Origin of the sequence: Enterococcus sp. C65, assembly GCF_040887165.1 — a bacterium.
Taxonomy (GTDB): domain Bacteria; phylum Bacillota; class Bacilli; order Lactobacillales; family Enterococcaceae; genus Enterococcus_B; species Enterococcus_B hirae.
In genome coordinates this window covers 24,151-38,425 of the sequence record NZ_JBFOFG010000013.1, presented here as the reverse complement: position 1 = coordinate 38,425, position 14,275 = coordinate 24,151, and the positions used below count along the sequence as shown (strand labels likewise).

The 14,275-nt window shown below is 38.9% G+C and carries 13 protein-coding genes and 1 other RNA gene; 4 read left to right on the top strand and 10 right to left on the bottom strand.

What is annotated here, in order from left to right; all coding sequences use genetic code 11:
- Nucleotides 1-13: 13 nt before the first annotated feature.
- The 10 genes from hisS to AB3I12_RS12580 form a co-directional block, all read right to left on the bottom strand.
- Nucleotides 14-1,306: a histidine--tRNA ligase gene (gene hisS / locus AB3I12_RS12625; RefSeq protein WP_063627542.1), complete on the bottom strand. Its 1,293-nt coding sequence runs from the start codon at nt 1,304-1,306 to the stop codon at nt 14-16.
- Between the two features lie 453 nt (nt 1,307-1,759).
- On the bottom strand, nt 1,760-2,707 hold the full coding sequence (locus AB3I12_RS12620; RefSeq protein WP_063627543.1) for an aldo/keto reductase: 948 nt from the start codon (nt 2,705-2,707) through the stop codon (nt 1,760-1,762).
- Nucleotides 2,708-3,499: 792 nt separating this feature from the next.
- On the bottom strand, nt 3,500-4,759 hold the full coding sequence (locus AB3I12_RS12615; protein WP_063627544.1) for a cytochrome P450: 1,260 nt from the start codon (nt 4,757-4,759) through the stop codon (nt 3,500-3,502).
- Nucleotides 4,760-5,066: 307 nt separating this feature from the next.
- A complete protein-coding gene (gene dtd / locus AB3I12_RS12610) occupies nt 5,067-5,513 on the bottom strand; it encodes a D-aminoacyl-tRNA deacylase (protein WP_034699948.1) in 447 nt (148 codons plus the stop codon).
- Between the two features lie 11 nt (nt 5,514-5,524).
- Complete coding sequence (locus AB3I12_RS12605) at nt 5,525-7,738, bottom strand: bifunctional (p)ppGpp synthetase/guanosine-3',5'-bis(diphosphate) 3'-pyrophosphohydrolase (RefSeq protein WP_010720880.1); 2,214 nt, start codon at nt 7,736-7,738, stop codon at nt 5,525-5,527.
- A gap of 206 nt (nt 7,739-7,944) precedes the next feature.
- Complete coding sequence (locus AB3I12_RS12600; protein WP_063627545.1) at nt 7,945-8,697, bottom strand: 16S rRNA (uracil(1498)-N(3))-methyltransferase; 753 nt, start codon at nt 8,695-8,697, stop codon at nt 7,945-7,947.
- The gene (gene prmA, locus AB3I12_RS12595; protein ID WP_010720882.1) at nt 8,698-9,645 is read right to left on the bottom strand and encodes a 50S ribosomal protein L11 methyltransferase; all 948 of its coding nucleotides are present in this window, start codon (nt 9,643-9,645) and stop codon (nt 8,698-8,700) included.
- Nucleotides 9,646-9,657: 12 nt separating this feature from the next.
- A complete protein-coding gene (locus AB3I12_RS12590) occupies nt 9,658-10,146 on the bottom strand; it encodes a DUF3013 family protein (protein WP_063627546.1) in 489 nt (162 codons plus the stop codon).
- On the bottom strand, nt 10,143-10,784 hold the full coding sequence (locus tag AB3I12_RS12585) for a DNA-3-methyladenine glycosylase (RefSeq protein WP_053766269.1): 642 nt from the start codon (nt 10,782-10,784) through the stop codon (nt 10,143-10,145). The genes AB3I12_RS12590 and AB3I12_RS12585 overlap by 4 nt, the downstream gene beginning before the upstream one ends.
- 224 nt (nt 10,785-11,008) lie before the next feature.
- The gene (locus AB3I12_RS12580) at nt 11,009-11,518 is read right to left on the bottom strand and encodes a DinB family protein (protein WP_063627547.1); all 510 of its coding nucleotides are present in this window, start codon (nt 11,516-11,518) and stop codon (nt 11,009-11,011) included.
- Nucleotides 11,519-11,782: 264 nt separating this feature from the next.
- Here AB3I12_RS12580 and AB3I12_RS12575 point away from each other — a divergent pair, with 264 nt between their 5' ends.
- The 4 genes from AB3I12_RS12575 to AB3I12_RS12560 all read left to right on the top strand — a co-directional run bounded on the left by AB3I12_RS12575 (nt 11,783) and on the right by AB3I12_RS12560 (nt 14,274).
- Nucleotides 11,783-13,078 (top strand): replication-associated recombination protein A, encoded by a 1,296-nt coding sequence (locus AB3I12_RS12575; RefSeq protein WP_063627548.1) that lies wholly within the window; start codon nt 11,783-11,785, stop codon nt 13,076-13,078.
- A 61-nt stretch (nt 13,079-13,139) separates the two neighbouring features.
- Nucleotides 13,140-13,334: non-coding RNA, 6S RNA (gene ssrS, locus AB3I12_RS12570), on the top strand.
- A gap of 114 nt (nt 13,335-13,448) precedes the next feature.
- On the top strand, nt 13,449-13,736 hold the full coding sequence (locus tag AB3I12_RS12565; protein WP_010720887.1) for a hypothetical protein: 288 nt from the start codon (nt 13,449-13,451) through the stop codon (nt 13,734-13,736).
- Nucleotides 13,737-13,806: 70 nt separating this feature from the next.
- Nucleotides 13,807-14,274: a universal stress protein gene (locus AB3I12_RS12560; RefSeq protein WP_010720888.1), complete on the top strand. Its 468-nt coding sequence runs from the start codon at nt 13,807-13,809 to the stop codon at nt 14,272-14,274.
- Nucleotide 14,275 lies beyond the last annotated feature (1 nt).

Below are 14,275 nucleotides of genomic sequence, written 5' to 3'. Positions count from 1 at the left end.
TTTCTTTTTCCTCCTACTCGAATAAAGTCATTTCATCATAGACTTCATCAAAATGTTCATAAACTTCTGTTAAACTAAAGCTTTTTTCTTTTCTATTAGCCATTGATTTGACTGTGACCGTTTGGTTTTCCAGCTCATCTCCGCCAATAACTAACACTAACTTAGCATTCGCTTTATCAGCCGTTTTGAATTGTGCTTTTGCTTTACGATCCATAAAATCACGATCAGCTGAAAACCCAAAATTGCGGATCGTTTGCACCAGTTTCAATGCTTCGATATTCGTTTCTTCGCCTAAAGCCACGACATAAGCATCTAATTCATTAAATGCCGGAATCACGACTTCTTCTGCTTCCATTGTTAACAGCAAGCGTTCGATCCCCATCGCAAAACCAAAACCGGGTGTTTGAGGTCCGCCTAGTTCTTCAACCAGATTATCGTAACGTCCACCTGCACAAATCGTCGCTTGTGCGCCCATCTTTGGTGCATCACTCATAATCTCAAAGATTGTATGTGTATAGTAATCCAACCCTCGAACCATCGTGCTATCGATTTCGTAAGGTATATTAAGTGCATCCAACATAGCAACGACCATATCAAAATGTTTTTGTGCTTTTTCGCTTAAGAAATCTAAAATCGATGGTGCATCAGCAACAAACTTTTGATCACGTTTGTCTTTACTATCTAACACCCGCAACGGATTCTCATGCAAACGACGTTGTGAATCTTCACTCAACTCTTTTTCAAATGGTGAAAGATAGTCGATCAATGCTTGACGGTATGCTTGACGCGTTTCTTTATCTCCTAGCGAGTTGATCACTAATCGAATTTGAGTGATTCCTAATTGTTTAAAGAAATCAAGGGCCATAACCATACTTTCCACGTCAGTTGCTGGATTGTCAGAACCAAAAGCTTCTACTCCGATTTGATGGAATTGACGTAAACGACCTTTTTGAGGGCGTTCATAACGAAACATTGGTCCCATATAAAATGTTTTATAAGGTTTTGCATATTCTGGTCCAAATAATTTATGTTCCACAAAAGAACGAACGATCGGTGCTGTTCCTTCTGGACGTAAAGTGATGTGGCGTTCCCCTTTGTCATAGAAATCATACATTTCTTTTGACACGATATCCGTTGTATCCCCTACACTTCGAGAAATGACTTCATAGTGTTCAAAAATAGGCGTGCGGATTTCATTGTATTGATAATCTCTAAACAATAAACGCGCTGTTTCTTCCACGAACTGCCATTTTTCTGACTCACCAGGTAAAATATCATTTGTTCCTTTTGGTCTTTGGAAACTCATTTTTTTCTCCCCTTTACTTTTCTATGTAAAAAAAAATCCACCCTTATTCATTACGAACAAGGGTGAATGACTAATTCATACACGGTACCACCTATTTTTGAAAGATTGCTCTTTCCTCTAACGATTAACGCTCGTACACGGGACGGCTTTTCACTCGTCCATCTCCAGAGTGTCTTTTAGAACCTAAAACTTTAGATCATTTTCAGCCTTGATGATCCTCTCTTGTAAAGCTTCAGAAACTTACTCGCTCTTTCATTGATATTTTCAATATTACCTATAACCTACTAAAAACAAGGCGTAAAGTCAAGAAAAATCTGTAAATCAACTGAGAATTAATAAGGTGCTAACCGACTAACTGAATGAAACATCTCCTTAATTACTAGCATCCTTCATTCCAGCATACGCTCATTTTTCAGAGCTAACTTCTTCTGTCACGACCTTCTCTGTATTTTTCTAAAAATCTTTAAAGAGTTGATCAATGGTATGGTAATCAGTGGACGATAAATGAATATCTAATGCACGAGCATTATCTCTAACTTGTTCCGGTTTTTTTGCTCCAGGTATCACGACAGAAATCCGTGGATTTTTCATATACCAAGCTAAAACGAGTTGAGCAATACTAGCTTGATTGTTTTTCGCAATCGGTGCAAGTTGTTCGACAGCCTGAATGATTTTTTCAAACCTCTCTCCTTGAAAATCCGGATTCTTCTTACGAGGGTCATCTGACGCCATACTTTTAAGACTATTTAAGTGATATTTTCCCGTTAACAAGCCGGAAGCAAGTGGAAAATAAGGGACGAAACTAATGTTATGTTGTTCAAGATAAGGCCAACGTTCTTTTTCAGCTTCACGATGGATCAAACTAAATTTATCTTCAACAACATCAACATAGCCATCTTGATTTGCTTCTTTCAGTTGAGTCATTGAAAAATTAGAGACTCCGATTGCACGGATCTTCCCTGCTTCTTTTAGTTTGTGCAAAGCAGCGACTGCTTCATTTTTTGGCGTTTCTTTATCTGGAAAATGGATATAAAAAATATCAATATAATCAGTTTGTAAACGTCGGAGTGCTTCTTCTACAGAACGGGTCAAAAATTCTGGTGAATTATTGAATACCCCTTTTTGTCCAGGAACATGGGCAGCTTTAGTGGCAATGATTACCCGTGAACGATCAAATTCATTTTCTTGCAGGACTTCACCGATCAGTTCTTCTGAACGTCCATTTCCATAAGCATAAGCAGTATCAATTAAATTGATGCCGTTTTGCAAAGCGGTTCGTACAACTTCTTTCCCAGTTTCATCTTTTAAGTTAGCAAAGAGATTATGACCACCGATCGCATTCGCTCCTAAGCCAAGTTGTTCAGCGTAAACTTGTGAATGTCCAATTCTTATTTCTGCCATTCGCAATTCCTCCTTTTTTCTTTAGTCTAAAACAAAAAGAAAAAAAGCTAAACTAAAAGAACTTTTGAAGTAAGAGGTTGTGAAAAGAGCGTTTTGACCTGAGCGTTAAGGAGGAAAATCTCGAAACAGCTCCCCATGTTTTGAGATTTTTTGACTTATCGCCGAAGGTCAGCTCTTTGAACACCGTGAATCAGAGGTTGTGAAAACAACGGGAAGCTCCGATGACAATAAGAAAGGATTTTTTAAAACAGCTTCTCATGTTTTGAAAAATTCAGGCTTATTTCAAGGAGCTGTTGCTTGAACACCGTTTAAAACAAGAGGTTGTGAAAGAAGCGATCAGCTCCGAGCGAATAAGAGAGGATTTTGTAAAATAGCTTCTCATATTTTAGAAAATCATCGCTTATTGCTGAGGAGTTGCTTCTTGAACACCGTGAATTAGAGGTTGTGAAAAGAGCGTTTTGACCTGAGCGTTAAGGAGGGAAATCTCGAAACAGCTTCTCATGTTTTGAGATTTTTTGACTTATCGCCGAAGGTCAGCTCTTTGAACACCGTGAATCAGAGGTTGTGAAAGCAACGGGAAGCTCCGATGACAATAAGAAAGAATTTTTTAAAACAGCTTCTCATGTTTTGAAAAATTCAGGCTTATTTCAAGGAGCTGTTGCTTGAACACCGTTTACTTGTTTTAGAATAAAAAATAAAGCGCCCCCCAAAAGTTAGTTTTTTTAGTCTAACTTTTTTTTGGGGGGCGCTACAGAATGAGATTTATATTTCAGACTTTTTATTTTCTACGCACTATTCTTTATATAAGAGTACACGACTATTAGGATAAGTTGGAAATTGATTACTAGGGATCGTCCAATCTTGTTCAGGTACTGAAAATTCATAATGGTTGACTAATTGGTCAGAAAAGACCCGTAAACTGTGTAAAGTGATCCATTCTCCTGCACAGCGATGCATTTGTCGAAAGTCTCCTCCACCTTGAGCAATCATCTCATATTCCTCTTCGTAAGAAAGATCTTTTGCTTTCCCTAAATAACGTTTGATCATGAATGAATCTGGCGCATCGATTGTACGCTCATCATGATTCGTCCCGTATAGATCCAAAATAACCCAACTATCTTTAGGAATAAGGTAGCCGTCAACTGACACATCTTTTAAAGCAATGGCTGGCAACATTGGGAAAAATGGATAGTAACGACGCATTTCCTGAATAAATGGATCTTGAAGTTCTGTAAAGTCATTTTTTAACTGCTGTTTTAAGTCTGGTCGACTGAATAAAGAATGTCCCATCAAAGCTGCCCAGACTGTCAATGCTACAGTTGGTCGAATAATATTGAGCAATTCCACCGCAGCCACTTCGATTGGCAACAAATTACCATCAAGATCAGTTGCTTGGGCAAAAGCATATAAAGCGACATCTTCTTTACCTGGAACAGGGTTTGCTCGTGCATCCTCAATCAACCTTTGAGCCCATTGTTCAGATTTTTTACGATTTTCAATCCCTTTGATATGATCGATTGGCGACGTAAATGTCCCACTGATCATAGAAATTTGGTAATCAGCGAACTGATTGATTTCTTCATCGGTCAATTCTGCTAAGTTGATTCCTGACCATTCACAAATCGAAGTAAATAGTACTTGTTTACTTAAATCAAATAATTCAAATTGTCCATGTTGTTCGTTTAACGCTTGAGACAAATTTTTTTCTAAAATTTGATGGTACGCATCCATTCTTTCCGGTGTCATCAAATCCATAAAAATCGATTTGCGATGATGGTGTTGGGCACCGTCTAGTGTTTGAACACCATCTTTCCCAAACAACGTTTTTAATACTAATTTAGGCATTGCTCCTTTTCGTTTGAAATTCCTTGGATCATAAAAAATTTGAGCGGCTTCTTTTCCATAGATCACAATCGCTTCTTTATTGAAGATTTTTGCTTTCACTACTGGCGCATTTGCCTCTTTACGTAATTCCTCTAACAAGTGATAACCTTGCTCATATCTTTTTTTAATCTCGGTTATCTTTATATCGACTACTGGTACCTCTTTCATCTTTTATCTCCTCCAATAGAACACTTCATCTATTATTAGCTTATCTTTTTTTTAGATAGCTGACAAAAAAAGTGTTCTAAAACCAAAAAGACCAAATGGACTCGATTTCAGAACTATTTCTCCTCTAAAATCACTCTTTTTTCCTTAAAAAATAGGTTCCCCCATTTGTATGACACTTTTTGAGTAGGCACACAAAAAACCGATCACTCAAAGATTCATCGCTTGTGCGAATCTCTGAGGATCGGTTAAAGAAATTGACAAGTCATGCTCATCTTATTTCAATCAATTATGAATATACTAGCATCTCTTATTTATTTTGAGAATCAATGATGATAGTAACCGGACCGTCATTGATCAAAGATACTGCCATGTCAGCACCAAATTGGCCGGTCGCTACGGTAATCCCTCTGTTTCTAATCCCTTCATTAAAAGCCTCGTATAGTGGAATAGCTGTTTCGGGACGAGCTGCTGAGATGAAACTTGGACGATTTCCTTTTTTAGTATCTGCAAACAGCGTAAATTGGGACACACTCAAAATTTGTCCTTCGACATCTTCTACACTACGGTTCATTTTTCCTTGTTCATCTTCAAAAATACGCATTTGTGCAATTTTTTTTACTAAATAATCAACATCATCTTGCGTATCTTTTTCATGAATACCTAGTAAAATAACCAGTCCTTGATCGATCTTCCCAACTTCTTGTTGATCGATCGTCACTGAAGCTTTACTTACTCGTTGGACAACAGCTCTCACGTGTTTTCCTCCTAACCATTGGTTCGTCGCACGCTATACACATCTGGTACAGCTTTGATTTTATCCACGATGCTCTTTAGGTGAGCAAGATTTTGGATCCCTACTGTTAAATGGATCGTTGCCATTTTGTCTTTGTTGGTTCTCGCTTCCACGCTGTTTAAGTTTTTAGTCATGGTATTTACCGTTTGTAAGACATCATTTAACATGCCGGAACGATTATAACCATAAATTTCCAGATCAGCATCATATTCTTTTCTGGTATTCGAGGTGTCTTCCCATTCAACTTCGATCAGGCGTTCGGCCACATTCGGCTTGTCTACTTGGACATTCGGGCAGTCTCTTCGGTGAATCGAGATTCCTCTTCCTTTAGTGATATAACCCACGATATCATCTCCAGGGATCGGGTTACAGCAACGACTGATCCGAATCAACAAGTTATCGACACCTTGAATCACGACACCACCTTCATGGCGAACCTTCATTTTTTCCGGTTCTTTTTTCGGTTGGTTCATGATTTCTTCAGCTTCTTGTTTTTGTTGCTCGATCTTTTGTTCTTTTCTTTCTTTTTCAGTCAAACGGTTCGCCATCGTCAATGCACTGACTTCACCATAACCCACAGCTGCATACATATCATCTTCCGTTTGATAATTCAGCTTTTCTAAAGCATCTTGCAGCTTACTTTTTGCTAAAATTTCTTTTGGTGCAAAGCCTAGATCGATAATACATTTTGTGATTGCTTCATGTCCTTTGATGATATTTTCTTCTCTGTCTTGGGCTTTGAAGAAACGTTTGATTTTATTACGAGCTTTACTCGTAGCAACTAATTTCAACCAATCTCGACTTGGACCAAACGAATTAGGTGAAGTCAAAATCTCAATGATGTCCCCATTTTTCAACTTATAATCTAATTGAACCATTTTGCCGTTGATTTTGGCACCCGTTGTTTTATTTCCAATGTCAGTATGGATACTATAAGCAAAATCTAAAGGTCCAGAACCTTTTGGCAGTTCTGTCACGTCCCCTTTAGGAGTGAAAACATAGACCTTATCACTAAAGATATCTCCTTTGACACCTTCCATAAATTCTGAAGCATCATAACTTTCATCTTGCAGTTCAATGATTTCGTGGAACCAACTTAATTGTTTCGTGATACCATCTGGTTCGACCTTATCATTTTTACCTTCTTTGTATGCCCAATGTGCAGCCACCCCGAACTCGGCGATTTCGTGCATTTCTTGAGTTCGTATCTGGATCTCTACCGGATTTCCAGCTGGTCCAATGACTGTTGTATGCAAGGATTGATACATATTTGCTTTAGGCATAGCAATATAATCTTTAAACCGCCCTGGCATTGGTTTCCATTTGGTATGGATTGCTCCTAAAACAGCATAACAATCCTTGATAGAGTCAACGATTACCCGTATTGCAAGTAAATCATAGATTTCATTGAATTGTTTCTTTTGGTCTTTCATTTTCCGATAAATGGAATAAATGTGTTTAGGACGTCCATAGATTTCTGCATAGATATCTAGTTCTTCTGTTGCTAGACGAATATCTTCGACTGTGGCGTTGACATATTTTTCTCGTTCTTCTCGTTTCGTTTGCATCAAATGCACGATTCGATAATATTGTTTAGGATTGAGATAGCGAAGTGCGGTATCTTCTAATTCCCATTTGATTCGACTGATCCCCAAGCGATGAGCTAATGGTGCATAAATTTCTAAAGTTTCTTGGGCGATTCGACGTTGTTTATCTTCACGAAGATGTTTTAGCGTACGCATGTTATGTAGTCGATCAGCTAATTTCACCATAATTACACGTAAATCTTGCGCCATAGCTAATAACATCTTTCGATGATTTTCTGCTAATTGTTCTTCATGTGATTTGTATTTGATTTTCCCTAGTTTCGTTACACCGTCAACTAACATTGCAACGTCTGGACCAAATTCTTCTTTCAAATCATCCAAAGTAACGTCGGTGTCTTCTACAACATCATGCAAAAAACCAGTTGCAACAGTATGGGGGTCCATTCTTAAATCAGCTAAGATCCCAGCAACTTGGATAGGATGGATAATGTATGGTTCGCCTGATTTACGAAACTGGCCATCGTGAGCAGCCGTTGCATAATCGCAAGCTTTTTGAACAAATGCTACATGATCAGGTCCCATGTATTGGCTAACCAATTTAATCACTCCAGGACCTGTCAATAATTCTTCTTTTGGCATGGAACATCCCCCTTTCAAAGGTTACGAACAACAGCTGTTGCTCCGAATAATATTAAAAACCATTCTTCTTTTTTATAACATAACTAGAAACAAACTCATGCACACCATTCATTTGATGTCATCCGTTGTTTACAATAAAATAATTGTTTTTATTATACAGATTGTTCGGAATTTTTTCAATTTTTCCTGATTTTATTCAGTTATTATCAGTGAGTGAGCTCCCACTGATAACTTGCCGCACTTAAAAGATAAAGAGGTGCCGTCTCCGTACGTAAAATCCGTGGTCCTAATCCACATAAGATTCCACCTTTTGCAACAAAGGCTTCAACTTCTTCAGGAGCAAGACCTCCTTCAGGACCAAAAATGGCTAAAATCCGACTACCATCAGTGAGTTCTTGGAATACCTTAGCTAAATTGGCTAGTTCTCCTTGTTTTGCTGACTCTTCATAAGCAATCAACAACACATCATAAGCAGATAGTCGATCAAAAAGAGCTTGCTGACTTTCCAATAATTCCACTTGGGGCGCAATCTGTCTATGAGATTGTTCAGCTGCTTCTTGAGCAATTTTGTTCAAACGTTCTTGACGTTTGTTTCTTTTTTTCGCATCCCATTTTACAATAGATGTTTTAGCTGGAAAGCCAATAAATCCATGCGCACCTAATTCTGTTCCTTTTTGAACGATCCAGTCTAGTTTATCCCCTTTTGGATAACCACTGGCAATCGTGATGTTATTGGGTAATTCCTTTTGGCTTTTTTCTTTTTCAAGCTCGCTCAAATAAACGGTATCTTCACTGATTTCTGTGATCTCCGCACGAATCGATACTTGATCGTTGAATGCTAAATAGACTTGATCTTTTGGCGCCATGCGCATGACCCGTACGATATGATGAAATGCCTCTCCCGAAAGTTCGAAGCGTGTATTTGGTTGATACGCCTCTTCTAAAAAGTAACGTTGCATTTATTCCACCTCAGGCTTTTTCAAGATAATTGCATACCAATCTTTTTGTTGGAAAATTTGATCAACGACAAAGCCCTGTTCTTTCATGGCGTCAATGACCATTTGTTTTTTTTCTTCAATGATACCAGATACGATCAGGCGCCCCGTTTGTTTTAATAAGCGCCAAGCATCAGGGATCATCAACAAAATAATATCTGCTAAGATGTTCGCCACGATAACATCACTTTCGATTGTGATGCCGTTCAATAAATCATTAGCAGCTACGTGAACATCTTTGGCTACTTCATTCATATCCATATTTTCTTTCGCTGCACGAACAGCCACTTCATCCAGATCATAGGCATAAACATCTTTGGCTCCTAAGTATTTTGCTGCGATACTTAAGACGCCAGAACCAGTTCCTACATCTAAAAGTGTTTCTCCGCCACGCAATACCGTTTCTAATGCTTGCAATGTTAAAGAGGTAGTTGGATGTGTCCCTGTTCCAAATGCCATTCCAGGATCTAATGTAATGATCTTTTCTAATGGATCACTTGTTTGATACGCTTCCCAACTAGGCACGATTGTTAACATTCTGGTGATCCGTACTGGGTGATAATACTTTTTCCAAGCAGTTGCCCAGTTGCTTTCTTCCACTTCACTAACGGTGATGATATTTTTACCGATCGCCAAGCCAAATTCTGGGAGTTGAGCTACACGGTCTTTGATAAAAGGCAAAATCTCTGGTAAAAAAATCGTTTCAGGGAAATAAGCCATCACCAATGCGCCTTCTGTTAATGAAGTAAAATCTTCTTTATTCAAGATTTCCCCATATTGATCAGACTTGAAATTTTCAACGTCTAAAGCATCTTCAATCGCAACACCGCTTGCTCCTGCTTCCATTAGTATATTAGCCACAGCTTCCACTGCTTCACTGGCGGTTTCAACTTTTACTTCATTCCATTTCATGACATTCACTCCTTAATAACTTGGATAAGGCAAATAGACGTCCGTCTCATTTTGCTGTTTTTCTTCGACTAGTTTTGCTAACTGTTGATTGTCCCAATTCAACTCAAACACTGCCGTTTCATCATCTGCATCAAGAAAATCTAAGAGATCACTTTGCCCTTGCGCTAATACTTCGTTCAAATACTCAATCAATGCATCAATGACCGATTTGGCTATCCCTTTCTTCCCTTCATAAGGAATAACCGCTAAATAATCTTTTTCATCAAAATGGGATTTTTGTGGATTGAACAATAAAATACCATCTTCAAATTCAATGATTTCTTCTTCGGAAACTACACCTTGGACATCATCGATTTCCAAATGCGCTTTATTTTCTGCAAATAGTCGGACAATGATTTCAATCGTATGGTTTTTCGTATCCCAGTCTAATGCCACATCATAATCAGTGATCGTTTTTTCGATTGTTTTGTCTAAGTAGTCAAGTAAGTTTGTTTTTTTCATTTTTTCTTCCTCCAGCCCCAGTCTTCCTCCACCAGGTTCTTTCTTTGTAATGATAGATATGGATTTCCAGCCACCACAAAACGTAATGGTTTGTCCGTCCATTCTCCTTTGTTAGGAATACCGATCCTTGGCAAAGCCATGATTTTCTTAGGTATTTTTGTTTTTTCAAAAACAAAATGCAACGGACTGTCTAAAATCGATTGTCCATAAAGTTCTTGTGGTAATCCTAATGCCGCTACCAATTTTCCGGGACCGTTACTAATATCAGGACCAGTCTTCCCGCCTCTGTTAATGCTCATTTGAGCCACACCAGTTGCAGGCTCGATCGCACGGATCATTACCCCTTGTGGAATCCCTTCAGGTTGCGTAATAATATTTAAAATACGGTGGGTGTGCATCGTATAAAGATAAATCGTTCCTGGCTTTTCATACATCGCTGCCACTCGTGGGGTTCTGCGCATCCCAAAACTATGAGCCGCTTCATCTTCTGGACCAAGATATGCCTCTGCATCAACGATGTAACCACCAACGGTACCAGTTGGCGTAACATATTCTAAATACATCCCTAAAAGATCTCTGGCGACTTCGGGTGTTGTTTTATTCAATAAAAGTTCATCTAATTGCTCTTTATTTGTCATTTTATTCACCACCCTTATCATACACAATATTGAAAGCATAAGCTATGGAAACCAAGAAAAACCTACAGCAATAGACAGGCAGATAAGAATAGCCGAAAAATCCCAAAAATAGGAAGAACTATCTTCGGATTCTCCGGCTTATTTTTCAGAACTAGACACTTCTGTCACAGCCTTTTATAGGATTTTACATAGACCGTTCAAACCAGAACAAGGTTTAGCATTCATTATTTACCGATCACCAGTCGGCGAGTATAGATTCCCTGACCAGAATGCATCACTGCATCATCAATGATCGACACGAGACGATCTTCACGTGTGACAGGAGGTGTCCAGTTGGAATCAATGACTTCATCAAGTGTTCCTTCATCGACTTGTTCCAAGTACTCAATCGTCAATGAAACACTATTAGCTAAATAATCTGTAAGTAGTTTTTTGTCTGTTACGACGACTTTTTTTGCTTCCGCAGGTGTGTGTTGCCAATCTTGCGTATCATCAGGCAGATCTAATGCAAATTTTCCAGACCAGTCTTGACTAAACCACAGTGGTTCACTATTTTTCAAATCGGATATTTGAAGGTCTAATTCTCGAGCAGTATGCCAGATCAGCCAATTTACTGATTTGATCAAAGGTGCCGGCATCGTATTTGCTTCTGCTACATCTAGCTGGTCTAACGTTTCTTCAAACCGTTCTTGTGCTCGTAACAATGTTTCACTCAATAATCGTGTCGCTTTCATTTTTCTCCTCCTCCAAGCCATCTATGTCTTCACTCCCTTTATTTTACCTCAAATCAGAATAAACGAGGAAGCTGGTGCTTTATTTTAAAAGTCCCCCAGTCCTTTCAATAAGAATCCTCCCTGTTAAACTTAGCCTGAATATGAGTAAACTCGTTTCCTTTCACTTTACGGTTTACGGCGTTCTAAATTAGCGTTACCATAAAGTGGATTGTCCTAATGTATGGTATAATTAACGAACGAAAAATAAAAAAAGGAGGCCGTTTTATGCAGCAACCTTTAGCTTATCGGATGCGTCCACGAACGATCGATGAAGTCGTAGGACAAGAACATTTAGTTGGTGAAGGAAAAATTATTCGGCGAATGGTTGATGCCAAAATGCTGTCTTCCATGATTTTATATGGTCCACCAGGAACTGGTAAAACCAGTATTGCTAGTGCGATTGCTGGCTCAACCAAATTTGCCTTTCGCATGCTCAATGCAGCAACTGATTCCAAAAAAGACTTACAAGTGGTTGCCGAAGAAGCCAAGATGAGCGGCACTGTCATCCTCTTACTTGATGAAATCCATCGTTTAGATAAAACAAAACAAGATTTTTTGCTCCCACATCTGGAAAATGGACGGATCATCATGATTGGCGCAACAACTGAAAACCCCTATATCACGATTAATCCTGCTATTCGCAGTCGAACACAGATTTTTGAAGTAAAACCCTTAAACGAATCAGATATCCAGCAAGCGGTTCGATCAGCTCTAAGTGATAAAGAGCGTGGGCTTGGTAATCTAGCTATTCAATTAGACGAAAACGCTTTGCTCCATCTATCACGCGCAACGAACGGCGATCTTCGAAGCACACTTAACGGCTTGGAATTAGCGGCTCGTTCGACCGAGCCAAATGAACAGGGCATCATTCACTTGACGCTAACGATCGTTGAAGAATGTATCCAACGAAAAGCCCTCACTCATGATAAAGACGGAGATGCTCATTATGATGTGATTTCAGCTTTTCAAAAATCGATCCGAGGAAGCGATGTTGACGCAGCACTTCATTATCTAGCCCGCTTAGTTGAGGCTGGTGATCTGGCAAGTATCTGTCGGCGCTTGATGGTGATTGGTTATGAAGATATCGGTCTAGGAAATCCTGCTGCCGCAGCTAGAACTGTCAATGCTGTCTTAGCTGCTGAACGTCTAGGACTTCCCGAAGCAAGGATTCCTTTAGCAGATGCCGTAGTTGATCTTTGTCTCTCTCCTAAATCAAATTCTGCTTATGCCGCTTTAGATGAAGCGATTGCTGATATCCGCTCAGGCAACGCTGGCGAAGTGCCCGATCATTTACGAGACAGTCATTACCAAGGAGCCAAGGCATTGAATCGTGGGATTGGTTATCAATACCCTCACAATTTTGATCAAGCCTGGGTGAACCAACAATATTTACCCGACAAATTAAAACAAGCGTCTTATTATCATCCGAAGACTACAGGGAAATATGAACAAGCCCTTGGGCAACAATATCAGCGAATCAAAGAATGGAAAAAATCAGGAGGCAATAAGCCAACGACATAGACTTGATTTTCCATGAGCGCTCTCATTGCTCTTTTTATTTCCATATGCTACTATAGAGGTGGGAAATCTGTGATGTTCGAATTGTCCTCTTTGTGTGTTGACCGAACATTTTTATTGATATCTTGGGACCCGTCTTGTGTCACTGCTGGTAACATGCCTTATCATTTGGTAGTTCGAGGCTACGACCGTGGGACCCACCTGCTTGAATTCGCGGGATCAATACTACAGGACGAACAACGGCATTAACGGAGATTACCATTTTTTGAAGATTAAGGGGCTATGCCAATTACTTGGTACAGCTCCTTTTTTTTCGAGTATATCCCTTGAAAAACATTATTTGACCAATCTTTAGACTTTTGGAGGAATTTCTATGATTCAACTTTTAATGGGCATTGCCGCATTATTATTATTATTTGTTAGCTATTATTTATTAAAAAAACAACCCATCTTTTTCGTATTAATAGAAGAAACAGAAAAAAATCGTGGCTATTTACAATTCTATGGTGCCATTTACGCTTTCCTAGGGGTGTTAGGTATTTTTGTTGCCTTCTTCAATCAACGATTTATTGCTTTGGCTTACCTGCTCTTGGTCATTATTGTTGCTTCTGTCTTCAGTTTTACTTTCGCTCGGAAAATGGTCAAACCAAACAGTAAATAATTCTCTTTTTGTTCAACTTGTTTTACAATAGAATTATAAATGATTGATTTATCTGAAGGAGTGAATGCTTATGTTACAACAGTACAAAAAAATTATGGTTGCCGTAGATGGCTCTGATGAAGCTGAATTAGCTTTTAAAAAAGCCGTAAACGTTGCTATCAGAAATAATGGAGAACTTTTATTAGCACACGTGATTGATACTCGTTCTTTCCAAACCGTTTCATCATTTGATGGCATGTTGGCAGAGCAAGCAACTGAAATGGCGAAGCAAACGCTAGCTGATTATGAAGCAAATGCTAAAAAAGCGGGATTGAACAATGTTACTACCGTGATTGAATACGGCTCGCCGAAACAAATCATCGCTAAAGAAATTCCTGAGGATAACCATGTAGATTTAATCATGTTAGGTGCAACAGGATTGAATGCTGTTGAACGTCTATTTATTGGTTCTGTTTCAGAATATGTGATTCGTAACGCCACTTGTGATGTTCTAGTGGTACGTACTGATTTAGAGAATAAATTACCTGAAAAAGAATGAT